Raw genomic sequence first — 25,540 nt, 5'->3', positions numbered from 1 at the left:
TTCTAAGCCCTTCATTACAAACCTTTAATCCACCTTCACCGGTTAGTGAGGCGATCAGACGAAACTTGTCTTTTTTGCGCCGCAATATGGGCAGCTCGATGGAGCGATACCATTGGCACAACCATAGGCGAGCGGTCACCTCATGAAGAAGATCTGGATTTTTGCTGGCATTCTTGTCGCTGCCGGCGTTGCGGGCTGGGAGTTCCGCGATCGGCTTCCCTTTCTTTCACCCTTCATCCAGCAGGCATCCGCCGATGCCGGGGACGGCCAGTCGACGGGCACGCAGCGGCGTCGCGGAGCAGGCGGTCCGCCGCCGGCGGTGAAGACCGTCGCCGCCACCCGCACCGCCCTGCCAATGGACGTGACCGCCTCGGGCGCGGCCAATGCCGACCAGAATACCACGATCGCCGCACAGCAGCCGGGCATCGTCGTCAGCATCACCGCGACTGACGGCGCCTTCGTCAAGGCGGGCGACCTGATCGCCAAGCTCGACGACCGCACCGCCAAGGCCGCGCTCGACAAGGACAAGGCGCTGCTCGTTCGCGACCAGGCGACGCTGACCCAGGCTCAGACGGCGCTCTCCCGCGCCAACGACCTGCTGCGCGGCAATGCCGGGACGCAACAGACCGTGGACCAGGCGAAGGCGGCACAGGACACCGCGGCCGCCACCGTGCAGAGCGACAATGCAGCGATTGCCTCCGATCAGATCGCAATCGACCACACGGACATCCGGGCGCCTTTCGACGGAAGGCTGGGCGATATCGACATCAGCACCGGCGCCTATCTCAGCGCCGGCTCGGCGGTGGTGACGATCGCCAAATACGATCCGATCTATGTGAAATTCCACCTTCCCGAGGCCTATCTCGGCCAGCTCAAGCAGGGCGCTTCGGCAAATGCCGTAACGGTCGATGCCGTGCCGCAAGGCGGCGGTACCTCGGCCACGGGAACCTTGAGCTTCTTCGACAACAGCGTCGACCCCGCTTCGGGCACGATCCTTGCCAAGGCGCGGTTCGACAATCCATCCGGAACGCTCTGGCCGGGGCAATCGCTGAATGTCACCGTGCATTTCGAGAGCGGCGACAGGGATATCGTGGTGCCGACGGTGGCGGTCAATCCGGGCGTCGACAGCCCGTTCGTCTATGCGGTCGGCGACGACAAGAAAGTTCATGTGATGCCGGTCAAGGTGGCACGTTCGAACGGCCCGAACACGGCGATTGCCAGCGGGCTCACCGAAGGTGCGCATGTGGTGGTCGAGGGCCAGGTGCAGCTCGTCGATGGCGCGACCGTCGTCGAGCAGTTCGGCAACGGCCAGAAGACGGCCGGCGCCAAGGGCAGTGACCAGCCGATCGAAGTGGGGGCCGCGCAATGATCCCGCAATTCTGCATCCGCCGCCCGGTCGCCACCACGCTGCTGGCCATCGGCGCCGTGCTCGCCGGCCTTGCCGGTTATCAGCTGCTGCCGGTCGCCGCCCTGCCACAGGTCGATTTCCCGACCATCAACGTCTCCGCGCAGCTGACCGGGGCCTCGCCGCAGACGATGGCGACGGCGGTCTCGACGCCGCTGATCAAGCAGTTCGAGACGATCCCCGGCATCAGCGAGATCAGCGCCACCAACTCGCTCGGCAATACCTCGATCGTGCTGCAGTTCGACCTCAACCGCAATATCGACGCGGCGGCCGCCGACGTGCAGGCGGCGATCTCGCATGCGACCCGGCAACTGCCCGACAACATGACGACGCCGCCGAGCTACCGCAAGACGAACCCGGCCGACGCGCCGGTCCTGCTCCTGTCGATCCGCAGCGATACGATGCCGCGCAGCAAGATCGACGAAATCGCCGAGGACGTGCTCTCCCCTTCCCTCTCCACGCTTCCAGGCGTCGCGGAAGTGTCGATCTTCGGCGCCCAGACCTACGCGGTGCGTGTCGAGGTCGATCCCAACAAGCTGCAGGCCCGTAATCTCGGCGTGGACAACGTCACCAAAGCGATCTCCAACGCCAACAGCCAGGCGCCGGTCGGTTCGCTGCAGAACAACAGCCAGCGGCTGACCATCAATGCCGACACACAGCGCACCAATGCCGACCAGTTCCGCTCATTGGTGATCGCCAGTCCGAACGGTGCGCCCGTGCATCTCGGCGATGTCGCCAACGTTCAGGACAGCGTTGCCAACCTCGACGCGGGAAGCTGGTATGACGGCAACCAGTCGATCATCCTTGCCATCCAGCGCCAGCCGGACGCCAACACCGTCGATGTCGTCGATTCGGTGCGCGCAAAACTGCCCGGACTTTCTGCCGAGCTGCCGGCGTCGGTGTCGATCAGCGTCATGAACGATTCCTCGACGGCGATCCGCTCCTCGATATCGGACGTGCAGTTCACGCTGATGCTGACGATCGGCCTCGTCGTGCTGGTCATCTATCTTTTCCTCGGCCGGATCACCGCCACCCTCGTTCCGGGGCTTGCCGTGCCGCTGTCGCTGATCACCACGTTCGGCGCCATGTATGTGCTCGGCTACAGCATCGACAATATATCGCTGCTCGGGCTGACGCTCTCGGTCGGCCTCGTGGTCGACGATGCGATCGTCATGCTGGAAAACATCATGCGGCATGTCGAGGACGGCATGCCGCCGATGCAGGCGGCGCTGCAAGGCGCCGGCGAAGTCAGCTCGACGATCATCTCCATGTCGGTGTCGCTGATTGCCGTGTTCATCCCGATCCTGCTGATGGGCGGGGTGGTCGGGCGGCTGTTCAATGAGTTCGGCATGGTGGTGGCGCTCGCCATCGTCGCCTCGGCGGTCGTCTCGCTGACGGTGACGCCGATGCTCGGCTCGCGTCTGTCCGGCGCCGAACATCACCCAGGCCTGATGGTGCGCATCTTCGACGCGGGCTTCAGCCGCACGCTCAAGGGATATGACCGGTCGGTCGGCTGGTGCCTCAGGAACCGGGGGGTCATCCTCCTTGTCTTCCTCGCCTCGGTCGGCGCCTCGGTCTACCTGTTCACGACGCTGCCGACGAGCTTCTTCCCGCAGGAGGATATCGGCCGCCTGACGATCTCGACCCGCGCCCGCGAGGACATTTCCTATCCGGCGATGCGCGACCTGCAGGCACAGGTGGCGACAGCGGTGCAGAAGAACCCGGCGGTCAACCACGTCACCTCGATCGTCGGCAGCAATGGCCGCAGCTCGCTCAACAACGGCACGATCTGGGTGGAACTGAAGGACCGCGACCAGCGTCCGCCGCTCGACCAGACGCTGCGCGAACTCAGGCAGGCGACATCCAGGTTCGCCGGCATGAAGACCTTCATCACGCCGCAGCAAAGCCTGCGCTTTGGCGGGCGCGCGACGGCCAGCCAATACCAGCTCGTCGTTCAGGCGCTGAATGCCTCGCAGACCAGCGAATGGTCGGACAAGATTCAGACCGCGATGCGCGCCGACCGGACGCATTTCACCGACGTCACCTCCGACGCCCAGAACAACGCGATCGAAGCCAATATCAAGGTCGATCCGGAAAAGGCGGCGTCGTTCGGGATTACCGACGACCAACTGCGCAAGACGCTGCAGATGGCCTTCGGCGGTTATACGGCCGCCGAAATCCAGTCGACCGGCGACAGCTACGACGTCATCACCGAGTTCGACAATACCCAGCAGTGGAACGACCAGATGCTGCAGGGTGTCAGGGTGATGTCCTCGAACGGCTCACTGGTGCCGCTCTCGAACTTTGCGACGGTCGTGCGCCAGACGGCGCCGGTCACCATCAACCAGACCGGCCAGCTGGTCTCGACGACCGTGTCGTTCAACCTGCCGGCCGGCGTGTCGCTCTCGGACGCGACGGCGGCGATCGACCAGATCAAGACACAGCTGCAGATGCCGAATGACGTGTTCACCTCCTATGGCGGCACGGCGCAAATCTTCCAGCAGAGCCAGGGCAATACGCCGCTGCTGATTCTCGCTGCGGTGCTGACCATCTATGTGGTCCTCGGCGTGCTCTACGAGAGCTTCATCCACCCGCTGACGATCCTGTCGGGCCTGCCGGCTGCGGCCTTCGGAGCGTTGCTGGCGCTGAAACTGTTCGGTTTCGACCTGTCGATCATCGCACTGATCGGGCTGCTGATGCTGATCGGCATCGTCAAGAAGAACGCGATCATGATGATCGACGTGGCGGTGGAGACGATGCGCTCGAAGGGAGAAACGGCGGCCGTCGCGATCCACGAGGCCTGCGTGCGGCGTTTCCGGCCGATCATGATGACGACCTTCTGCGCCCTGCTCGGGGCGCTGCCGATCGCGCTCGGCACCGGTGCCTCGTCGGAACTGCGCCAGCCGCTCGGGGTCGCGGTGGTCGGCGGCCTGATCGTTTCCCAGGCGCTGACGCTGTTCATCACGCCCGTCATCTTCGTGGAGATGGACAGGCTTGGCCGCTTCCTCGGAAGGCTCTGGACGAAGAAGGACAAGGACCTGCACGAGGCAAACGACGACGCGCCGACGCAGATCGCTGCGGAGTGACGCCCCTGACCGCCGCCCGAAAAGAGACGGCGGACGGGCGCCAGCGCAGGTAACCTTAACCGATAACCTGAACGGACGACTCCGTTTGCATTAGTCACTGCTAAAGCTTCTTATAGGTGGCGCAGCGCAGTGTTGCGTACGCGCTGGGCGGTCGGGCTTGGGGGTCGCCCGGCCGCTTTCAGCTTCAGGCCGAGAGCCTAGAACCCTTCCGCCAGTTTCGGGAAATCCCTGATCAGCCCATCCCGCACCACGAAGCTGATCGGCTCGTTCGGATACCGCTTGGTATCGACCAGCAGCCTTGCGAAGATGACGCGCCGTTCGTCCTTCATTGCCCATCCTACGAACCAGCCGAGCGGGCGGTCGTAATCCACCTTGCCGGCCTTGTCGCGCAGCCAACCGGAACCGGTCTTGCCCTGGATGTCCCAGCCGTCGCCAGCCTCAAAATGCGGCACGATCGCCAGCGTCATGTCGACGGCGTGTTCGGAGATCGGCAGGCCGCCATTCAGGAACCGGCGCAGGAACCGCACCTGCTCGTCCGCCGAAATCTTCAACGACGACATCAGCCAGGATTCGGTCAGTCCGTCGGTATTGCCCGGGCCGCCGGAGACATCGCGATTGCCGTAACCGAAACGCTGGATGTAGTCCGCGAACTTGGGCTTGCCGAGCTTGCGGGCGACTTCCTGCGAATACCAGACGATCGAATCCTTTTCCCAGATCAGCGGATCGACATCCTTCTTCACCCGTTCCGGGCCACCGAACTTCGCCTGGTATTTCCAGCGGGGGTTCTGGGCGTCGGTCAAAATGCCGGCATCATAGCTCATCATGGCCAAAGGCAGTTTGAAGGTCGACTGGGGATAAAAGCCCTGATCGCAGGTACCCTGGCGGTAAAGCGCGTCGCCGCTGTCCTCGTCGATGATGACGGTGCAGCGGATCGGATCGGCGGCACCGGCGGAGGCGCAATCGAGAAAAGTCACGGTAATTCCGAGAGAAAATGCCAGAAGAAAAGAATTTCTGAAAGCCATCGAGGTGCTCCAATTGGGGTGACACAGCTTTTTTAGGTCGGCTTGCAAGCCCCAATCAAACGATGATATCTGCGGTCAGGCATGAATCAGATTAGGGCATGGCCATGGTTCGACCATATTTGCCGCTGAACGCGCTGCGGGCCTTCGAGGCGGCCGCGCGGCATCTCTCCTTCACCCGCGCATCGATCGAGCTCTGCGTCACCCAGGCGGCCGTCAGCCATCAGGTGAAGCTGCTCGAAGAGCGGCTGGGCGTGACGCTGTTCCGGCGCCTGCCGCGCGGGCTGATGATCACCGAGGAAGGCCTGGCGCTGCTGCCGGCGCTGCAAGAGAGTTTCGACCGCATGGCCGCCATGCTGGAACGCTTCGAAGACGGACATGTGCGCGAGGTGCTGAAGCTCGGTGCGGTCGGGACGCTTGCGGTCGGCTGGCTGCTGCCGCGGCTTTCCGACTTCCGGGAAAAATACCCGTTCATCGATCTGAGGCTCTCGACCAACAACAACCGCGTCGACATTGCCGCCGAGGGACTCGACTACACGATCAAGTTCGGCAACGGCGCCTGGCACGACATCGAGGCGGAAGCACTATTCGAGACGCCGCTTTCCGTCCTCTGCATTCCGCCGATCGCAAGGCAGCTGAAAACCCCGGAGGATGTCGCGCACCAGGTGCTGCTGCGTTCCTACCGCGCCGACGAATGGCCGGGCTGGTTCGAGGCGGCGCATGTCGCCCCGCCGCAGATCCGCGGGCTGGTGTTCGACAGCTCCGTGCTGATGGTCGAGGCGGCGATGCAAGGGGCCGGCGTGGCGCTTGCCCCTCCCCTGATGTTCTCCCGCCAGCTGGCCGCCGGCATGATCGAACAGCCGTTTCCGATCACTATTTCCAAGGGCAGCTACTGGCTGACGCGGCTCAAATCCCGCAGCGTGACACCGGCCATGGAAATGTTCAGGAACTGGCTGGCGGAACAGGCGGCGGAGACGCGGCGGCAGTTGGAAATCTAGGGCTTCCGGGGTTGCCATCCCGGCGGCCTTGTGCGATCACGCGCCCTCTCAAAAATTCCGGGGTGCCAGAAGCGCCCTTTTCGCATTCGGAACCTGCCGGCGGATTGCCGGGGGTTCCGGTTCAATGATTTTCGATGGGTAAAAGGAGCACGGCGATGGCACGGGCGCTCGGGCTTGATTTCGGCACGACCAATACGGTTCTGGCACTGGCGGATGGCGGCAGCAGCACGCATTCGATGCGCTTCACCAGCAGCGCCGGCGAGAGCGATTCGATGCGCACCGCGCTCTCCTTCATGAAGGATCCGGTGATGGGGGCGCAGGCGCTGAAGGTCGAGGCCGGACAGGCGGCGATCCGCCAGTTCATCGACAATCCCGGCGACTGTCGTTTCCTGCAGTCGATCAAGACGTTTGCGGCAAGCGCGCTCTTCCAGGGCACGCTCGTCTTTGCCCGCCGGCACGTCTTCGAGGACCTGATGGAAATTTTCCTGAAGCGCCTGAAGATCTACGCAGACGACAGCTGGCCGACCGACGTGTCGCGGGTGATCGCCGGACGACCGGTGCATTTCGCCGGCGCCAATCCGGATCCGAAGCTTGCGACCGAACGCTACAACGAGGCGCTGACCCGGCTCGGCTTCCCGGAAATCCACTATGTCTACGAACCGGTCGCGGCCGCCTATTATTTCGCCCAGACGCTCAAGAGCGACGCCACCGTTCTCGTCGCCGACTTCGGCGGCGGCACCACCGACTATTCGCTGATCCGCTTCGAAACCAGGGCCGGCAAGCTGACCGCCACCCCGATCGGCCATTCCGGCGTCGGCGTTGCGGGCGACCATTTCGATTACCGGATGATCGACAACCTGGTATCGCCGGAAATCGGCAAGGGCAGCAAGTTCAAGAGTTTCGACAAGGTGCTGGACGTGCCGGCCGGCTATTACGTCAATTTCGGCCGCTGGAACCAGCTGTCGATCTTCAAGACCACGCGCGAATTCACCGACCTGAAGTCGCTGGTGCGCTCGGCGCTGGAGCCGGAAAAGCTCGAACTGTTCGTCGATCTCGTTGACCACGACGAGGGTTATCCGCTCTACCAGGCGATTTCGGCGACCAAGATGGCGCTGTCGGGTGCGGAAGAAGCGGAATTCAACTTTGCCCCGCTCGGCAAGGCCGGCCGCAAGACGGTCAAGCGCACCGATTTCGAAGGCTGGATCGCCGAGGACCTCGGCCGCATCGAAGGCGCGCTCGACGAGGTGCTGGAAAAGACCGGAACTGCGCCTTCCGAGATCGACAAGGTGTTCCTGACCGGCGGCACCTCCTTCGTGCCGGCGGTGCGGCGGATCTTCACGCAGCGATTCGATGCCGGCAAGATCGAGACCGGCGGCGAACTGCTGTCGATCKCCCACGGCCTGGCGCTGATCGGCGAGAGCGACAATGTCGCGCAATGGGCGGCTTGAGGGCGGCATACTCCCACTGATCTCCCCCCTTGAGGGGGAGATGTCACCGAAGGTGACAGAGGGGGGTGGCGACGGTGCGGCAAAACATTCGGCCAATGAATAAGCCGAGAGGTTACCCCCCTCTGCCCTGCCGGGCATCTCCCCCTCAAGGGGGGAGATCGGCCAGCCGCACCGCCTCCTTCCACACACCATCGCCCATTGGAGCCCAAAACCGGTTCCCTCTCCCGCGCCACATGCTGTAGTGTGAATCAGATGAACGTCGCCAAAGACATGGACGCCCCCGAGCTCGCCGCGCTTCTGCATTTCTATGCGGATGCTGGCGTCGAATGGCTTGTCGAGGATGAACCGGTCGATCGGTTCGCGCAGTTTGCTGCCCAGAAGGCGGCCCAGGCCGATGCCAAAGCGCCCGCGTCTGCCCGGCAGCAGCCGACGAACTATGAGCAGGCGCCGACCTCCCAGGCAGCCGCGGCAACGCCGAAACGCACCGCTCCGACGGCGCGCGCCGCAGCACCTCCACCCGCCTCCGCGCCCGTATCGGTACCTGACGAACAGGCGGTCGCCTCGGCGCGATTCGCGGCCGAAAGCGCCCGCTCGCTCGATGAACTCAAGACCGCGCTCGAAGCCTTCAACGGCTGCAACCTCAAGAACGGCGCGCGCAACACGGTATTCGCGAGCGGCAACTCAGCTTCCGGCATCATGGTGATCGGTCCGATGCCGAATGCGGACGACGATCGCGACGGCATTCCCTTCTCCGGGCGGCAAGGGCAGTTGCTGGACCGCATGCTCGGCGCGATCGGGCTTTCCCGCGACGGCGTTCTGCTCACCAATGTGATCCCCTGGCGGCCGCCGGGCAACCGCATGCCGTCGCAGGCCGAGATGGATATCTGCCGGCCGTTCCTGGAGCGCCAGGTGGCGCTCGCCGAACCGAAACTGCTGCTGCTGCTCGGCAATTTTCCCGCCCGCTTCTTCTTCGGCGGCAATGGCACGATCCACTCGATGCGCGGCGAATGGCGGGAGATTACTTTCGGTGGAATCAGTTGCTCGGCGATCGCGACCCTGCATCCGCAGGAACTGTTGGCAGCCCCCGCCAACAAGGCCCTCGCCTGGCAGGACCTTTTGATGTTCAAAATGCGTTTTCACGGGCACTGACTGCCCGCATTCCAGGCAAATTTCCCGGCAATTGATGCAAAGTTACGGAAATATGAAGAATGCCATGCAAGCCATGCATGGCAGTGCAGCGTTTCGCTGCATTGCAGAATCGATGCTGCGCTGCAATATAAGCGGTGTGTCTTGGGAGGAATTCTAGGTTTAAGGAACCAAGGCCAATGACGACCCGCTTCCGCCCGATCCATTCGGGTTTTGAAACTCTTCGCATCGCCGGCCTGTCGCCGCGCTCGACGAAGGGTTATCACCATTTCGGCTCTGCGACGAACGAACAGCTGACCTCCTGCGCCATGGCGCGCCCGGTCGGCATCACCCGTCCCGCTTCGATCTTCGCCGATTTCCGCGAACGTTGATCGCGCGGCCTCAAGGAAGCATCAGCCATGACGGCCATTTTCCACCCGATCCGCACCCTGCGTGAGAACTTTTCTCACATCGGCGCTGCTGTGAACGCCTCGCGCGAATATAGCCGCGCGGGTGCTGCCCGCGCCTGCGCCGAGACCAATCCGGTTACCGCGGCCATTCCGCTCTAAACCTCCGGCTTGATCAAGCCCCCGGCGGCGATGCCTTGCGCGCCGCCTTCCGCTCGAGCCCCAGCTGGTGCTCGCGGTAGATGATGAAAATCCCCGCCGACACAGTGATCGCCGTCCCGACCAACATGGCCGCCGTCGGCACATCTCCGAACAAAACATAGGCGATGCCGATCCCGAGCAGGATCGAGGTGTATTCGAACGGCGCCACCGTCGAGACATCCGCGTTGCGGTAACTTTCGGTCAGCAGGATTTGTCCGACGCCGCCGCAAAAGCCGGCGCCGATCAGAAAAAGCTTTTCCGGCATCGTCAGCGCCGCCCAGCCGAAAGGCAGGCTCGCAAGAGAAAACAGCGCCCCCGACAGCGAGAAATAGAGCACGATCGTCGCCGTCTTTTCGGTGCGCACGAGCTGGCGGGTCTGGATCATCGCAAAGCCGGCCAGCACTGCCGAGAGGATGACGGAAGCGGCGCCGACCGCCTGCTCCGATCCCATGCCGCCCTGCTCGAACATGGTGAGCTTCGGCCAGGAGATGATCACCACCCCGACCATGCCGACCATGACCGCGCTCCAGCGGTAGATGCGCACCGTCTCCTTCAGGAAGATCGCCGCGAAGACCACGGCCAGGAGCGGCGAGGAATAACCGATCGCGATCGCATCCGGCATAGGCAGGTGGACCAGGCCGTAGAATCCGAAAACCATCGACAGGATGCCGAGAAAGCCGCGTTTCACATGGCCGGTCAGGCTGTTCGTGTGGAAGGCGCCGCGCAACTCGCCCTGGAAGGCGAGATAGACCATGATCGGCACGAGCGCGAAGGCGGAGCGGTAGAAGGTGATCTGCCCGGCCGGAATATCGGGACCTGCCGATTTGATACAGGTCTGCATCATCACGAAGATCACCACGGAGGTGACTTTGAACATGATCCCGCGCAGGGGATTCAGGGCATCGGCGGACATCAACAACTCATGGAGATTTCTGGGGGAATTTTGGCGGAAATCCGATCCGCGCTGACAGGACGTGTTGGAGAGGCAATCCGGGGAGATTCAGTTTGGCGGCAAAGTAACGGAAAAGTGCCGTGAGGGGGATCAAATCTGATGATAGGTCGATCAATATCCGTGACCTTGTGAAAGGTTGCGCGACATATACTGGATCGAAATGACGCTTTATTTTAGCCAGAGTTTCAACAATCGTTTAGCATTGCGTGCAATTATCCGCGCGGCGACGGTGTGTGCCAGTTCGACGGGAGTGCTGCAAAGCTCCCGACACCAATTTGAAGAGCCGGTTCAGGAAGCAACATGCGAACAGATACGGGCCAGATCGTTCATCTGGCAGATTACCGCCCCACCGACTTCGTCCTGGAACGCGTCGATCTGACCTTCGAACTCGACCCCACCAACACCAAGGTTGATGCGCGGTTGATCTTCCACCGGCGCGAAGGTGTCGACCTCTCGGCGCCGCTGGTGCTGGATGGCGACGAACTGACGCTGTCTGGACTGCTGCTCGACCAGAACGAAGTGCCCGCGGCGCAATACGATGTGACGCCGGAAAGCCTGACGATCCGTGACCTGCCGGCCGAATCTCCGTTCGAAATCACCGTCACCACCTATATCAATCCGGAAGCCAACAGCCAGCTGATGGGCCTCTACCGCACCAACGGGATCTACTGCACCCAATGCGAGGCGGAAGGTTTCCGCCGTATCAGCTATTTCCCCGACCGGCCGGACGTGCTGGCGCCCTATACGATCACCATCATCGGAGACAAGGTCGCCAATCCGGTCATGCTGTCGAACGGCAATTTCCTGGGCGGTGCCGGTTACGACGAGGGCCGCGCATTCGCCGCCTGGTTCGATCCGCATCCGAAGCCGTCCTACCTGTTCGCGCTGGTCGCCGGTGATCTCGGCGTGGTCGAGGACACGTTCGTCACCATGTCCGAGCGTGAAGTGACGCTGAAGATCTATGTGGAGCACGGCAAGGAGGCGCGCGCGGCCTATGCCATGGACGCGCTGAAGCGCTCGATGAAATGGGACGAAGAGCGATTCGGCCGCGAATACGACCTCGACATTTTCATGATCGTCGCCGTGTCCGACTTCAACATGGGGGCCATGGAGAACAAGGGTCTCAACGTCTTCAACGACAAATACGTGCTCGCCGACTCGGAAATCGCAACCGACCAGGATTACGCGAATATCGAGGCGATCATCGCCCACGAATATTTCCACAACTGGACCGGCAACCGCATCACCTGCCGCGACTGGTTCCAGCTCTGCCTCAAGGAAGGCCTTACGGTCTATCGCGACCACGAGTTTTCCGCCGACCAGCGCTCGCGTGCCGTCAAGCGCATCGCCGAGGTGCGGCACCTGAAGTCGGAACAGTTCCCGGAAGACGCAGGCCCGCTCGCGCATCCGGTCCGCCCGACCAAATACCGTGAAATCAACAATTTCTACACGACCACCGTCTACGAAAAGGGTTCGGAAGTCACCCGGATGATCGCCACGCTGCTTGGCCGTGACGATTTCAAGGCGGGCATGGACCTCTATTTCGAACGCCATGACGGACAGGCCGTGACGGTCGAGGATTTCGTCAAGTCGTTCGAGGATGCGAGCGGCCGCGACCTTACGCAGTTCTCGCTCTGGTACCACCAGGCCGGCACGCCTCTCGTCACCGTGTCGAGCGACTATGACCAGGCAAGCGGCACCTTCAAGCTATCGCTCGAGCAGATGATCCCGGCAACTCCCGGCCAGACGGCCAAGGAACCGATGCACATCCCGCTCTCCTTCGCGCTCATCCTCGACAACGGCTCGGCGGCAGTGCCAACCAAGGTCGCGGGTGGCGAAGTCACCGGCGACGTGCTGCATCTGACCGAGCGCCGGCAGGCCTTCACCTTCTCGGGCATTTCCTCCCGCCCGGTCCTGTCGCTCAACCGTTCGTTCTCGGCACCGATCAACCTGCATCTCGACCAGACGCCGACCGATCTTGCCCATATCGCCCGCCACGACACCGATCTCTTCGCCCGCTGGCAGGCGCTGACCGACCTTGCCCTTCCGAACCTGATGCAGGCGGCGCGCGACGGCAAGGAAATCGCCTGCGATCCGTCTTTCGTCGCGGCCCTTCTGGAAGCCGCCGGCGATGAGACGCTCGAACCCGCCTTCCGCGCCCAGGCGCTGGCGCTGCCGAGCGAGGCCGACATTGCCCGCGAACTCGGCGGCAACAACGACCCCGATGCGATCCATGCGGGCCGCAACGCCATTCTTTCGGAGATTGCCAAGGCCGGAACCAAGACTTTCCTGCGCCTGTTCGAGGACATGAAGGTCGACGGCGCCTTCACGCCGGATGCGGCAAGTGCCGGCAAGCGCTCGCTGCGCAACACCGCGCTGTCCTACCTCACCTATGCGGAAGGAACGCCGGCCCGCGCGGCCGCAGCCTTCGCATCCGCCGACAACATGACCGATCTCGCCCAGGCGCTGGCGGTGCTTGCCCATCGTTTCCCGGACACGCCGGAAACGGCAAGCGCACTTGCGACGTTCCTGACCCGCTTCGACGGCAATGCTCTGGTCATCGACAAGTGGTTCTCGACCCAGGCGACCATTCCCGGCGACGGCGCGCTTGCCCGCGTCAGGGCGCTGATGGAAAATCCGCGCTTTATCGCCAGCAATCCGAACCGGGTGCGGTCGCTGATCGGCACGTTCGCCTTCGGCAACCCGACCGGCTTCAACCGGGCCGACGGCGAAGGTTACCGGTTCTTGGCCGAGCAGATCCTTTCGATCGATCCGCGCAATCCCCAGCTCGCCGCCCGCATCCTGACCTCGATGCGCTCCTGGCGGTCGCTGGAACCGCAGCGCGCCGATCATGCGCGCGCAGCGCTGACCACGATCGAACAGGCCGCAACACTTTCGACCGACGTGCGCGACATCGTCGAGCGAATGCTGAAAGGTTGAGCCTGAAGCGCCGGCTTCAAGCGCCGGCGCATTTTTCCAGGAAGCGGGAGACCAGCGAGCGGCAATAGTCGATCGTCAGTTCGCGGTCGCGGAAGAGGATGTGGTAGATGATCGGCGCGATGACGGCGTCGATCGCTGCGCTCACGTCGAAGGCTTTCTCGCCGCGCGTCAGGGCGCGCTCGCGCAAGGTCTCCAGGTGATCATAGGTGAACTGGCAGCAACGGCCCGCCGCGGCGCCTTCCATGCTACCCAGCACGTCCGCCAGCATCGAGCGGCCAACCTTGGATGACATTTCCTCGGCATATTGGAGAATGAAGGTTTCGAGGTCGGACCCCATCGCGCCGGTGTCTTCCGGGTCGGCAACCGGCCGCATGCGCGCAACCGCGACATCCGCCAACAGTTCGGACAGATCACCCCAGCGGCGATAGATGGTCGACGGCGTCACACCGGATTTTTCGGCGATCATCGGCACAGTGATCGCGCCGCGATCCATGGTCTTCAGCATATCCCGTACCGTGCGATGCACCTCCGACTGGATGCGCGCACTGCGCCCACCCTGGCGCACCATTTCCCTGGCCATTTTGTTCTCCTTGCCGGCAAATGCCGGAATATGAAATTCCTTAATGCAAAGATATTGCATTAATCCGGCAATGCAACTATATCCGGCTAACGCTAAAAAATTGCGTTAAGGTGAACCGCCATGAGCAGTATCCTCCCCTCGCCCAATTCCCCAGCCGCTTTCCGGATGACGGTCTACAGTTTCATCTTCGCGGTGCTGATCTCCGCGACCAGCAGCGCACCGACGCCGCTCTACCATCTCTACCAGCAGCTCTTTCATCTCTCCCCGGCGATGATCACCCTGATCTTCGGTTCCTATTCTTTCGCGCTGCTCGCGGCGCTTCTAACGGTCGGCGGGCTTTCGGACTATCTCGGCCGCCGGCCGCTGATCCTGCTGGCGCTGATCTTCAACGCCGCGGCGCTGATCGTCTTCATGCTGGCTGAGTCGGGCACGACGCTGCTCGTCGGCCGTATCGTCCAGGGTTTCGCGACCGGCATCGCCTTTCCGACCTTCGGGGCGACGATCCTCGATACCGACAAGCGCAGAGGCTCGACGCTCAACAGCATCACCGCCTTTCTCGGCCTGATGGTCGGTACGCTTGCCGCCGGCACGCTCGTCGCTTTCGCGCCCGCGCCGACGCATCTCATCTACGCGCTTCTTTTCATCGCAACGGTGGCCGGCATCATCGCGCTTGCCTTCATGCCGGAGACGATCACCGGACGGCCAGGAGCGCTCGCCGCCATGCGCCCGCATATCAGCGTACCGCAGCGGGCCCGCGCGACGCTTCTGAAGGTCACGCCGGTCAATATCGCCGGATGGGCGCTCGGGGGCTTCTATCTGTCGCTGATGCCGACGCTGGTCGCCGTTGTGACCGGCATTACCTCACCGTTCGTCGGCGGCACGGTCGTCGCCGCGCTGATGCTCAGCGCCACCGCCTCGGTCTTCATCTTCCGCACATGGGCGCCCCAGCGGGTTCTCTTCACCGGCGCGACCACGCTGATCATCGGCGTCCTGATCACGCTCTCCGGGATATACCTTGAGGCCGTCGGGCTCCTCTTCCTCGGCACGGCGGCCGCCGGCCTCGGCTTCGGATCGATCTTCTCGAACATTCTGAAAATCGTCCTGCCGCTTGCCGAAAGCCACGAACGGGCCGGCCTGTTCGCGGCCTTCCTGGTCGAGAGCTACCTCGCTTTCTCGATCCCCGCGATTGCCGCAGGACTGATCGCGCCTACGCTCGGCCTCTCCAATACCGCGTATGTCTATGGCAGTGCAATCATCACGCTGGCGGTGATTTCGATCGCGGCCACCCGCACCAGCCTTTCCGAAAGCCCGGCTGTCTCCTGAGACGGCCGGTTTGCCGCCCTGCGGGACTCTTCCGATTCGCAATTGAATCAAAACGTTAAAAAAACCTTAGCAAGCCTCTGGACACGAAGAATCACTAATGATTCATTAAGGCAGATTCGGGCGAGCGGCGCGCCGAATCACCATGAGGGACACCATGAAAACCATGTCGGACGTGCAGCGGGCAACCGCGGCCGAGGGGCGGCTGCGTCTTAAGTTTCCGAGCCTTGGAAATTTGCGGCGGGTCATTCCTGACGAGGCGCGGCTTTCCGTTAAACCCATCGCACGGCAGCTGCCGCGGGTGGAGCTGGTTCTCAAGCGTTCGATCCCTCTTCTCATCATCGCATTCCTCACCGTTGTCGCTGCCTCCCGCGTCCTCGGCATCGTCTCCGAATACACGCGGATGGAAAACGCCGCTCGGCAATCGACCGCTCTGATGGCGGCCACTGCAAGTGCTGCCTTTGCCGGTGATGCGACGGCGCTCATCGGCCGCGACCGCGCTGCAGCGGAAAAACGCCTCGCCGCCTTCCTGCCGCAGGAGCGGCTGGGGGCGGACGCGTTCTTTCTTTTCGTCGACGAAACCGGCCGTATCTTCGGCGGCACCAAGCAGGCGACCAGCTATATCGGCAGGCGCCTGACCTCCGTCCTGCCGGAGACCGCCGCGCTCAGGCGGTTCGGCGACGAGAGCGGCGTGATCGAGACCTATTTCGGCGAAATTCCGCATTACGCGGCCATCGAGGCGGTCGGCACCGAAGGTGTGCTGATCGTGGCGGCCTATTCGCTGGAGAGCATCAATCTTGCATGGCGGCACGACGTCTCGCTCAACGTCACGCTTTTCACCGGCATCTCGGCGATCCTGCTGATCATCCTCTACGCCTATTACATGCAGGTGAAACGCGCCCGCGAGGCCGACGAGACCTTCGTCGAATCCAATCTGCGTATCGAGACCGCATTGTCGCGCGGCCGTTGCGGGCTGTGGGATTTCGACGTCAGCAACCGGCGCCTGTTCTGGTCGGGATCGATGTACGAGATGCTCGGCCTGCCGCCTGCCGGCAACGTGATCTCGTTTACCGACGCGGCGCGGATGATGCACCCGACCGACGGCAACATCTATGCGCTCGCCCGCGCCATCAGCCGCGGCAATGCCAAGCAGGTCGACCAGGTTTTTCGCATGCGCCATGCGGCCGGCCATTACGTGTGGATGCGCGCCCGCGCCCAGCTGGTGAAGACCAGCCAGGGCCGCACCCATGTCATCGGCATCGCCATGGACGTGACCGAACAGCATCGCCTCGCCCAGCGTTACGCCGAAGCCGACCAGCGCCTTGCGGATGCGATCGAATGCACGTCGGAAGCCTTCGTGCTGTGGGACAAGAACGACCGGCTGGTGATGTGCAACACCCATTTTCAGCAGGCATACGGCCTGCCGGACAGCGTGCTGGTGCCCGGCACCGAACGGCACGCGGTCAATTCGGCTGCCGCCCGCCCGGTGATCGAACGCCGCGTCACCGATCCGGACGGCAGCGGCCTTTCGCGGACCACCGAAGTGCAGCTCGCCGACGAGCGCTGGCTGCAGATCAACGAGCGCCGCACCCGCGACGGTGGCCTGGTCTCGGTCGGCACCGACATCACCCTGCTGAAACGCCACCAGGAGCGGCTGCGCGACAGCGAGCGCCGGCTGATGGCGACGATCGGCGACCTTTCCTCCTCGCAGAAGAAGCTGGAGCGCCAGAAATCCGAGCTCTCGGTCGCCAATGCCAACTATCAGGCGGAGAAGGAACGCGCCGAGGCCGCCAACAAGGCCAAGTCGGAATTCCTCGCCAACATGTCGCACGAGCTCAGAACGCCGCTCAATGCGATCCTCGGCTTCTCGGAAATCCTCGCCAACGGCATGTTCGGGCCGCTCGGTTCGCCGAAATATTCGGAATATTCCAAGGACATCCACGACAGCGGCAAACATCTGCTCAATGTCATCAACGACATCCTCGACATGTCGAAGATCGAGGCCGGCCATATGCGCATTCAGTGCGAGGCGGTTGACCTGAAGCCGCTGATCGAGGAAAGCCTGCGGCTGACCACGATTTCCGCCCAGGACAAGGAGATCGCCATCCATCAGCGCCTGTGCGACAGCCTCCACATGGTGGCCGACCGCCGCGCGCTGAAACAGGTGATGCTCAACATTCTCTCCAACGCTGTGAAATTCACCAACCACGGCGGCAGGATCGAGTTGCGAGCCCGCAAACTGGAAAAAGGGGTGCTGCTGACCATCGCCGACACCGGCATCGGCATTCCGATGGACGCGCTCAACAAGATCGGCCAGCCGTTTGAGCAGGTGCAGAGCCAATATGCCAAGAGCAAGGGCGGTTCGGGATTGGGGCTTGCCATTTCCCGCTCGCTGATCGGCCTGCACGGCGGCAAGATGCGGATCCGTTCACGGGTCGGCGAAGGCACCGTCGTCTCGCTGCTGATCCCTGACCAGCCCATGCTGGTTAGTCGCAAGCGGGTGGCGTGAATTGCCGAGGGCTTTGCCTTCAGCTCGCCCCCGGCCTTCTGCCAGGAAGTGCTATCGGGCATCAACCGCCAAAAAGATCTTCTTACATATGGGAGATCTTGTTCTCTACTTCGGTCAACCTCGAACTGACCTCCTCGGCGAGTCGAGACGCATGTGACGCGTCCTGCAAGGCGGTCAAAACTTCGTTGTACTGACCCACGACATCGATTTGGGTCCGGCTAAGATCACGAGCACGGTCATCGAGAAGTCTCTCGGTTTCTTCCAGTCTTGAAGAGATTGCCTCGAGCCTTCCCGAAGTCTCACTGTGCTGCCGAAGTGCGAGCTCATGCAAAGCATTCATCTTGCGATTGAGCTTGGTAATCTCTGTCTCAACCGAGCCAAATTTTTCAATGGCGGCTTCAACCATGCCCAACGTTCTTTTTTGACCATTGAACATCGCTTCCATCAGCGCCAGCAACTTTGTCTCTTCGTTTTCACTCACTTCGAAAATCCTCTACTCCTTCTCAATATGGCATCCCCATATGTAAAGAACAAGGAAGTGACCGATGCAGCGGGCGCTAACGAGACATCCACGGGGCTGCTGTGGAGCTATCATTGTTAGTCGTGTTGGCGGTTGCTGCCAAATACCGAGCAATACGTCCCCTCACTTTGCCATAACGGTCTGAAACACCGCCCGCACCGCCTTCGACAGACGCTTCACCTCGCCCTCCAGCGTCCTGATATCCGGGCAATCCCCTGCCCGGCAGACGCGCTCGACAAGCCCGGCGGGTGCATCACCTGGATCAAAAGGTCCATCGACGCAGAGCCGGACGATCTGCGACAGTTCGGTAAATAGCCGTAGCGCTTCGATGCAGGTATCGAGATCGCCGGGCTTCATCAGTTTTTCGCCGAGCGCCTTCAGGGCTTCCTCGGTGCTGAACCCGTAGGTATCGGGCGCTACGCCTTTGGCTGGCGCAATCAGGCGCAGATACTGGGCGATGAACTCGATATCGATCAGGCCGCCTGGAATGAGCTTGAAATCCCAGATGTCACGCGGCGGCTTTTCCTTGTCGATCAGCGCGCGCATCTCGGCCACGTCCTTGGCGATCCTGGCGATATCGGGCTTGGTCGACAGCACTTCGCCGATCATGCCCTTCGCTTCGTCGGCGAGGCTTTCCTCGCCGCAGATCAGCCGGGCGCGGGTAAGCGCCATGTGTTCCCAGGTCCAGGCCTCTTCGCGCTGGTATTTGCCGAAGGCGTTGATGCGGGTGGCGACCGGCCCCTTGTTTCCGGAGGGTCTCAGGCGAAGATCGACCTCGAAGATCACGCCCTCGGCCATTGGCGCTGAAAGTGCCGCGATCAGCCGTTGGGTCAGGCGGGTAAAATAACGGCTGGAATCGAGCGGCTTGTCGCCTTCGCTTTCCGTGGCTTCATTGTCATAGTCGTAGAGCAGGATGAGGTCGACGTCGGAACCGGCGGTCAGCTCGAAACTTCCGAGCTTGCCCATGCCCATGACGGCGACGCGGCCGCCCGGATAGAGGCCGTGGGCGCTGCGGATTTCTGCGGTCACCGCCTTCAGGGCGGCGTCGATCAGCAGGTCGGCGAGATGGGTGAAGGCGCGGGCCGCCTGGACACCTGAGATCGCCCCCGTCAGCAGCCGGATGCCGATCAGGAATCGCTGCTCTGCCGCAAAGATGCGCAGCCGGTCGAGTTTTTCCTCGTAATGCCGGCCGGCGGTGAGGAATGCCGCCAGGCGATAGGAGAGATAATCGCGGGTCGGCAGTTCGGCCATCAGGCCGGGGTCGAGCATGCCGTCGAAGACATGCGGCTTTGAGGCGATGATATCGGCAAGCCGCGGCGCCGAGGACATGATCGTGACGATCAGCGCCAAGAGCGGCGGATTGTTACCGATCAGGGAGAAGAGCTGGATGCCGGACGGCAGGCCTTTCAGGAAGCTGTCGAACCGCAGCAGCGCCTCGTCGGCACGTTTGCTCTCGCCGAACGCCATCAGCAGTGCCGGCATCAGCTCGGTCAGCCGCTCGCGTGCCTCGGCGGATTGGGTGGCGCGATAGCGGCCGTAATGCCAGGTGCGGATAACGCGGGAAATGTCGGCCGGCCGTTCGAAGCCGAGAGAGGCAAGCGTCTTCAGCGTGCCCGGATCGTCCTGCTGCCCGGTAAAGACGAGATTGCCGTCGCCACCGGACAGCTTTGCCTCCTGCTCGAACAGCCGCGAATAACGTTTCTCGACGGTCTTCAGCACATATTCGAGCCTTGCGGAAAAACCGGCGGTATCGGCGAAACCAAGCATCAAGGCGATGCGCTTCAGTTCGGGCTCGGTTTCCGGCAAATTATGGGTCTGCTCGTCGCGGACCATCTGGATGCGGTGTTCGACATCGCGCAGGAACCAGTAAGCCTCGGTCAATTCGGCGGCGATGTCAGGCGCGATCCACCGGGCCTCGGCGAGCGCCTTCAGCGCCACCTCCGTTTCGCGCGCCCGCAAGGGCGGCATGCGGCCGCCGGCGATCAGCTGCTGGGTCTGGGCGAAGAACTCGATCTCGCGGATGCCGCCGCGACCTAGCTTGACGTCATGGCCCTTCACCGCGATCGCGCCGTGGCCCTTGTGCACGTGGATTTGCCGCTTGATCGAATGGATGTCGGCGATCGCCGCGTAGTCGAGATATTTGCGGAACACGAAGGGGGTGAGCAGCCGCATGAAATTTTCACCAGCGGCAATGTCGCCGGCGATCGGCCGCGCCTTGATAAAGGCCGCCCGCTCCCAGTTCTGACCGCGGCCCTCGTAATAGATCAATGCTGCGTCGAGCGAGACGGCGAGCGGCGTCGAACCGGGATCCGGGCGCAGGCGCAGGTCGGTGCGGAACACATAGCCGTCGGCCGTGCGTTCCTGCAGGATGCGGATCAGGCGGCGCATCATCCGGCCATAGACTTCCGACCCGTCGAGCGGATCGGCAAGGATGCCCGTTTCGGGGTCGAAGAAGACGACGATATCGATGTCGGAGGAATAGTTGAGCTCGCGGCCGCCGAGCTTGCCCATGCCGAGCACGATCAGGCCCGAGCCCTTGCTCGGTTCTTCGAGGTCGGCAAGCTTAAGCTTACCGCTATCGTGACCGGCGACCAGAAGGTGGTCGATCGCGGCCGCGACGGAGGCTTCGGCAAAGAGGCTCAGCCAGCGCGTCGTGTCCCTGGCGGAAAAGATGCGGGCGAGATCAGCAAGCGCGACGAGGAAGCTCAAGGCCCGCTTGCCGGCGCGCAACGCAGTCATCACCTCGTTTTCGGAGGGTGCCTTGCCGTCCGTCTTCTGCCAGGCCCGGCGGGCCGTATCCACCAATCGCTCCAGCGTCGACTCCAGCGGCTCGGTAACCGCGATCGTCAAAAGCCTTGGCGTGATGACAGCCGTGTCGCGCAGGTAAGGTGAGAGGGTGAAGGCAGCGGTGATGAAATCCTTGAGCGCGCTATCCTTACCAAGCAGTTCCGCGACGAAAGGTTCGGACTTGCCGATATCCTTCAAGGCCGCCATCGCTGCCTTGGCTTCCGCTTGGTTCAGCGGGCGGATCACCTCCGCTTTTACCGCATCGAGCCGGTTTCCGGTCTCCGACACTGGCACCTCCCGTGATTCTTCCCTGGCGAAACTTAGGGCTTCGGCACGGGAAAGACCATGGTGACCGTCAGGCCGGGCGCCGCGGTATTCGTCTCGTCGGTGGCGGAGAGTTCCAGCGAGCCGCCATGCAGTTCCATCACCGCCTCGACCAGCGAGAGGCCAAGGCCGGTGCCGGGCTTGGAGCGGCTTTCGTCCAGCCGGAAGAACCGCTTGGTCACCTCGCCGCGCTTGTCGGCCGGAATGCCGGGACCGTTGTCGCAGACGGAGAGCCTGAGCGTGCCGTCGCTTCGCGCGAGGCGAACGCGGATATGCGCCGCGTCCTTTGCCTCGGAGGCGTATTTGATGGCGTTGTCGAGGAGGTTGAAGATCGCCTGGCCGATGAGTTCGCGGTTGCCGTGGACCACGAGCCCCGGTTCGAGCTCGGTCGTCAGCGACAGGCCCGCTTCCTCAGCCGCGGGTTCATAAAGCTCGGCGCTGTCGGCGGAGATCGCCGACAGATCGACATCCGACATTTCCGCCGCGATCGATCCCGCCTCGACACGGGAGATCATCAGAAGCGCGTTGAAGGTGCGGATGAGCTGGTCGGACTCGGCAATGATGCCTTCGAGGGCTGTCCGGCGCACATCTGCGCGATCCTCGCCCAGCGCGTCGGCTGCCTTGTTGCGCAGCCTCGTCAGCGGCGTCTTCAGGTCGTGGGCGATGTTGTCGGAAACCTGGCGCAGACCCTCGTTCAGCTTCTCGATGCGTCCAAGCATGGCGTTCAGCGAATCCGACAGTCGATCGAATTCGTCGCCGGACTTGCCGACCGGCAGGCGCTGCGAAAGGTCACCCGCCATGATCTTCTGGCTCGCCGCCGACATCCGGTCGATGCGTTTCAGCGCATTGCGGCCGATGCCGAACCAGATCACCAGCGCTCCGACGCCCATGATGGCCAGCGCCACCATCAGCGCCCGGCGTACGATACCGCGGAAGCGGCTCGGGTCGCCGAGATCGCGACCGACCAGCAGCCGCAGGCCGTTGTCGAGGCGGAGCACGTTCGCCGTGGCGAGATGCCGGCCAGGTCGATCCGATTCGGTATAGGGTTCGTAGGTGAAGGGAATTTCCGTCCAGCCCTGCTCGTCGAGCACGCCGGGCTGCACCGCGGCGACGTTTCCGGCGAGCATTTCGCCGTTTGGCCCCGCGATCACATAGAGGTTGGCGCCCGGCTGGCGGGCTCGCCGCTCCATCATCCGCAGGAGAAGGCTGACGCCGCCTCGTTCATAGGCGCGCTGTATCTCCTGCACTTCCTCTTGCAGCGACTGGCGCGTCTGCTGCGCCAACAACCGTTCGGACATCGCCGTCACGTAAATGACCAGGAATGCCGCACACAAGGCGAAGAGCAGGATATAGAGCGCCGACAGCCGCACGGCCGTCGAGCGGAACATCAGGCGGGCACGTGCCAGCAACTCGGCTTACCCCTCGTCCTTGATCATGTAGCCGGCGCCGCGAATAGTCTTCAGAAGCGGCTTTTCGAAATCTTTCTCGATCTTCGATCTCAGCCGCGAGACATGCACGTCGATCACATTGGTCTGGGGATCGAAATGATAGTCCCAGACGTTTTCGAGCAGCATGGTGCGGGTCACCACCTGGCCGGCGTTCTTCATCAGATATTCGAGCAGACGGAATTCGCGCGGCTGCAGAAGCACTTCCTTGCCGGCGCGCTTCACTTCGTGCGACAGCCGGTCGAGTTCCAGATCGCCGACCCGGTAGACCATGTCCTGTTCCGGCGTGCCCTTGCGGCGGCCGAGCACTTCGACGCGGGCGAGCAGCTCGGAAAAGGCATAGGGCTTCGGCAGATAATCGTCGCCGCCGGCGCGCAGGCCGGTCACGCGGTCGTCCACCTGGCCAAGCGCCGAGAGGATCAGCACCGGGGTATTGATGCTGCGCTTGCGCAATTCGCTGATGACGGATAGCCCGTCGCGGCGCGGCAGCATGCGGTCGATGACCATCACGTCGTAGGAATTTTCGGTCCCCATGAACAGGCCGCTCTCGCCGTCGCTTGCGTGGTCGACCACGATCCCAGCCTCGCGAAAGGCCTTGGTCATATAGGCCGCGGCCTCCAGGTCGTCTTCGATCACCAGAATCTTCATGTGCGGAACAATAGCGTCCGCGCCCGCCTTTGCACTACGGGAATCTGCGGTACCGGCAGAATATCGGGTATCCGTTTCCATCACACGCTCCATGGAAGGAAAAAGGGCGCCGACCGTTGCCGGCGGCGCCCTTGATCTTGCGACCTACTTTTTAGAAATCAGCCTTCATTGATCGGCAGGGCAACGAAACGGCTGCTATTGCCTTCGCCGGCCACCTGGAACAGCGCGCGGGTGCGGCCGTCCTTGCGGGCCTGGTCGAGAACCTTGCCGACGTCGGCGGCGCTGGTGACCTTGCGGTTGTTGACCGAGACGATCTTTTCCCCAGTCTTCAGGCCGCGGGCTGCGGCTTCACTGTCCGGATCGACATCGGTGACCGAGAGACCGGAACCGTCCTCGGCCGGAGCGACGGTGATGCCGAGGCTGGCAAGCGCCTTGTCGCTGGAGGGCGCCGGAGCGTCGGGCTGCTTCGGCTCGGCCTTGGCGGCTTCGTCGCTCTGGAGGTTGCCGAGCGTGACCGGGATCTTCTGCGCCTTGCCGTCACGCCACAGATCCACCTCGACCTTGGTATTCGGGCCGAACGCGGCGACGCGCTTGGCGAGATCACGGGCATCCTTGATCGGCTGGCCATTGACGGCCGTGATCACGTCGCCTTCCTTGATGCCGGCCTTCTGGCCCGGAGAGCCTTCCTGCGGAGCGACGACGAGAGCGCCCGACGCTTCCTTCAGGCCGAGCGAGTCGGCGATATCCTGGTTGACCGGCTGGATCTGCACGCCGAGCCAGCCGCGATCGACCTTGCCGTCCTTCATCAGGTTGGCAACGACATCCTTGGCGGTCGAAGACGGAATTGCGAAGGCGATCCCGACGTTGCCGCCCGACGGCGAGAAGATCGCGGTGTTGATGCCGACCACTTCACCCGAGAGGTTGAAGGTCGGGCCGCCGGAATTGCCGCGGTTCACGGCCGCGTCCACCTGGATGTAATCGTCATAGGGGCCGGAGCCGATGTCGCGGCCGCGGGCCGAAACGATGCCGGCGGTGACCGTGCCGCCAAGGCCGAACGGATTGCCGACGGCAACCACCCAGTCACCGACCCGGACCTTCGAATCGTCTGCGAAGTTGACATAGGTGAACTTGCGGCTGGTGGCGTCGACCTTGAGGACTGCGAGATCGGTGCGGCTGTCCTTGCCGACCAGCTTGGCTTCGAGTTCGGTGCCGTCGTTCAAAACGACCGTGTAGGCCGAACCGTCGGAAACGACGTGATTGTTGGTGACGACGTAACCGTCTTCGGAGATGAAGAACCCGGAGCCCTGGGCGGTCGGGCGCAGGCGGTGCGGACGATTGCTGTCCTGGCCCCGCGGGCCGTTGCGATCGGCGCGATCCTGGTTGCGGTTGTTGCGGTCGCCCGGAGCACCCGGAGCGCCCGGCATCTGGCCACCGAATTCACGGAAGAACCGCTTCAGCGGATGGTCGTCGGGAAGCTGATCGAAGCCGCGGCCGCCAAAACTGAACGAACTGCTGTCATCGGAAACGGCTTGAGCATCGGACTGGACACGGACGGAAACGACGGCGGGAGAAACAGCCGAAACGACATCGGCAAAGCTCGGGGCCTGGGGTGCGGTGACGCTGACCGGAGCAGCAAAGGACTGCGTGATCTGAGCCGGGATGCCGCTCGAGAGCATGACCGCGGCAAGACCAGCAACCGTGGTGGTCTTCAAGACGGTCTTCAGAGAGGGACGTCCGATATTGCGCATGTTTTAAGCTACCTTCTTCTCTTCAGTCATGATGGCCGGAGGTTGGCCAGGCGGTGGATGACAAAGATATAGGCGCTC

The 25,540-nt window shown here is 62.9% G+C and carries 18 protein-coding genes; 10 read left to right on the top strand and 8 right to left on the bottom strand.

Annotated elements, in window-relative coordinates; genetic code table 11:
- Positions 1 to 142 precede the first annotated feature (142 nt).
- Positions 143 to 1,369: an efflux RND transporter periplasmic adaptor subunit gene (locus AC1D3C_RS22835; protein ID WP_477484454.1), complete on the top strand. Its 1,227-nt coding sequence runs from the start codon at positions 143 to 145 to the stop codon at positions 1,367 to 1,369.
- Complete coding sequence (locus tag AC1D3C_RS22830) at positions 1,366 to 4,491, top strand: efflux RND transporter permease subunit (RefSeq protein ID WP_477484453.1); 3,126 nt, start codon at positions 1,366 to 1,368, stop codon at positions 4,489 to 4,491. The genes AC1D3C_RS22835 and AC1D3C_RS22830 overlap by 4 nt, the downstream gene beginning before the upstream one ends.
- A 197-nt stretch (positions 4,492 to 4,688) precedes the next feature.
- On the opposite strand, the gene blaOXA is transcribed toward AC1D3C_RS22830, so the two are convergent.
- Positions 4,689 to 5,513 carry a class D beta-lactamase gene (gene blaOXA / locus AC1D3C_RS22825; protein ID WP_477484452.1) on the bottom strand — a complete coding sequence of 275 codons (825 nt, stop codon included), beginning with the start codon at positions 5,511 to 5,513 and terminating at the stop codon, positions 4,689 to 4,691.
- Between the two features lie 104 nt (positions 5,514 to 5,617).
- On the opposite strand from blaOXA, the gene AC1D3C_RS22820 reads away from it, so the two are divergent.
- From AC1D3C_RS22820 to AC1D3C_RS22800, 5 genes are all read left to right on the top strand, one after another.
- Positions 5,618 to 6,508, top strand: a complete 891-nt coding sequence (locus AC1D3C_RS22820; RefSeq protein ID WP_477484451.1) for a LysR substrate-binding domain-containing protein — start codon at positions 5,618 to 5,620, stop codon at positions 6,506 to 6,508.
- 155 nt (positions 6,509 to 6,663) lie between these two features.
- Positions 6,664 to 7,956, top strand: coding sequence for an Hsp70 family protein (locus tag AC1D3C_RS22815; protein WP_477484450.1), 1,293 nt, complete (start codon positions 6,664 to 6,666; stop codon positions 7,954 to 7,956).
- 252 nt (positions 7,957 to 8,208) lie between these two features.
- A complete protein-coding gene (locus AC1D3C_RS22810) occupies positions 8,209 to 9,105 on the top strand; it encodes a uracil-DNA glycosylase (protein ID WP_477484449.1) in 897 nt (298 codons plus the stop codon).
- A 176-nt stretch (positions 9,106 to 9,281) separates the two neighbouring features.
- Positions 9,282 to 9,473: a hypothetical protein gene (locus tag AC1D3C_RS22805; RefSeq protein ID WP_038541359.1), complete on the top strand. Its 192-nt coding sequence runs from the start codon at positions 9,282 to 9,284 to the stop codon at positions 9,471 to 9,473.
- A 27-nt stretch (positions 9,474 to 9,500) separates the two neighbouring features.
- On the top strand, positions 9,501 to 9,650 hold the full coding sequence (locus AC1D3C_RS22800) for a hypothetical protein (RefSeq protein WP_157885091.1): 150 nt from the start codon (positions 9,501 to 9,503) through the stop codon (positions 9,648 to 9,650).
- Between the two features lie 13 nt (positions 9,651 to 9,663).
- Here AC1D3C_RS22800 and AC1D3C_RS22795 read toward each other — a convergent pair whose 3' ends face one another.
- The gene (locus AC1D3C_RS22795) at positions 9,664 to 10,602 is read right to left on the bottom strand and encodes a DMT family transporter (RefSeq protein ID WP_247137329.1); all 939 of its coding nucleotides are present in this window, start codon (positions 10,600 to 10,602) and stop codon (positions 9,664 to 9,666) included.
- A 339-nt stretch (positions 10,603 to 10,941) separates the two neighbouring features.
- On the opposite strand from AC1D3C_RS22795, the gene pepN reads away from it, so the two are divergent.
- Positions 10,942 to 13,581, top strand: coding sequence for an aminopeptidase N (gene pepN, locus AC1D3C_RS22790; protein ID WP_477484448.1), 2,640 nt, complete (start codon positions 10,942 to 10,944; stop codon positions 13,579 to 13,581).
- 16 nt (positions 13,582 to 13,597) lie between these two features.
- On the opposite strand, the gene AC1D3C_RS22785 is transcribed toward pepN, so the two are convergent.
- Positions 13,598 to 14,161 carry a TetR-like C-terminal domain-containing protein gene (locus tag AC1D3C_RS22785; protein ID WP_038541353.1) on the bottom strand — a complete coding sequence of 188 codons (564 nt, stop codon included), beginning with the start codon at positions 14,159 to 14,161 and terminating at the stop codon, positions 13,598 to 13,600.
- Positions 14,162 to 14,281: 120 nt separating this feature from the next.
- Here AC1D3C_RS22785 and AC1D3C_RS22780 point away from each other — a divergent pair, with 120 nt between their 5' ends.
- Together AC1D3C_RS22780 and AC1D3C_RS22775 are read left to right on the top strand one after the other, a co-directional pair.
- Positions 14,282 to 15,484 carry an MFS transporter gene (locus tag AC1D3C_RS22780; protein WP_477484447.1) on the top strand — a complete coding sequence of 401 codons (1,203 nt, stop codon included), beginning with the start codon at positions 14,282 to 14,284 and terminating at the stop codon, positions 15,482 to 15,484.
- 163 nt (positions 15,485 to 15,647) lie between these two features.
- Positions 15,648 to 17,990: a PAS domain-containing sensor histidine kinase gene (locus AC1D3C_RS22775; protein WP_477484482.1), complete on the top strand. Its 2,343-nt coding sequence runs from the start codon at positions 15,648 to 15,650 to the stop codon at positions 17,988 to 17,990.
- Between the two features lie 82 nt (positions 17,991 to 18,072).
- On the opposite strand, the gene AC1D3C_RS22770 is transcribed toward AC1D3C_RS22775, so the two are convergent.
- From AC1D3C_RS22770 to AC1D3C_RS22750, 5 genes are all read right to left on the bottom strand, one after another.
- The gene (locus AC1D3C_RS22770) at positions 18,073 to 18,471 is read right to left on the bottom strand and encodes a hypothetical protein (RefSeq protein ID WP_477484446.1); all 399 of its coding nucleotides are present in this window, start codon (positions 18,469 to 18,471) and stop codon (positions 18,073 to 18,075) included.
- Between the two features lie 162 nt (positions 18,472 to 18,633).
- The gene (locus tag AC1D3C_RS22765) at positions 18,634 to 21,585 is read right to left on the bottom strand and encodes a bifunctional [glutamine synthetase] adenylyltransferase/[glutamine synthetase]-adenylyl-L-tyrosine phosphorylase (RefSeq protein WP_477484445.1); all 2,952 of its coding nucleotides are present in this window, start codon (positions 21,583 to 21,585) and stop codon (positions 18,634 to 18,636) included.
- Positions 21,586 to 21,617: 32 nt separating this feature from the next.
- The gene (locus AC1D3C_RS22760; protein ID WP_477484481.1) at positions 21,618 to 23,009 is read right to left on the bottom strand and encodes a sensor histidine kinase; all 1,392 of its coding nucleotides are present in this window, start codon (positions 23,007 to 23,009) and stop codon (positions 21,618 to 21,620) included.
- A 27-nt stretch (positions 23,010 to 23,036) separates the two neighbouring features.
- Complete coding sequence (locus tag AC1D3C_RS22755; protein WP_275452108.1) at positions 23,037 to 23,795, bottom strand: response regulator transcription factor; 759 nt, start codon at positions 23,793 to 23,795, stop codon at positions 23,037 to 23,039.
- Between the two features lie 77 nt (positions 23,796 to 23,872).
- A complete protein-coding gene (locus tag AC1D3C_RS22750) occupies positions 23,873 to 25,462 on the bottom strand; it encodes a Do family serine endopeptidase (protein ID WP_038541341.1) in 1,590 nt (529 codons plus the stop codon).
- Positions 25,463 to 25,540 lie beyond the last annotated feature (78 nt).

It is taken from the genome of Neorhizobium sp. P1_A6 (assembly GCF_056406795.1).
The sequence above is the reverse complement of the archived record's forward strand: the minus strand, read 5'-3'. Positions and strand labels throughout refer to the sequence as shown.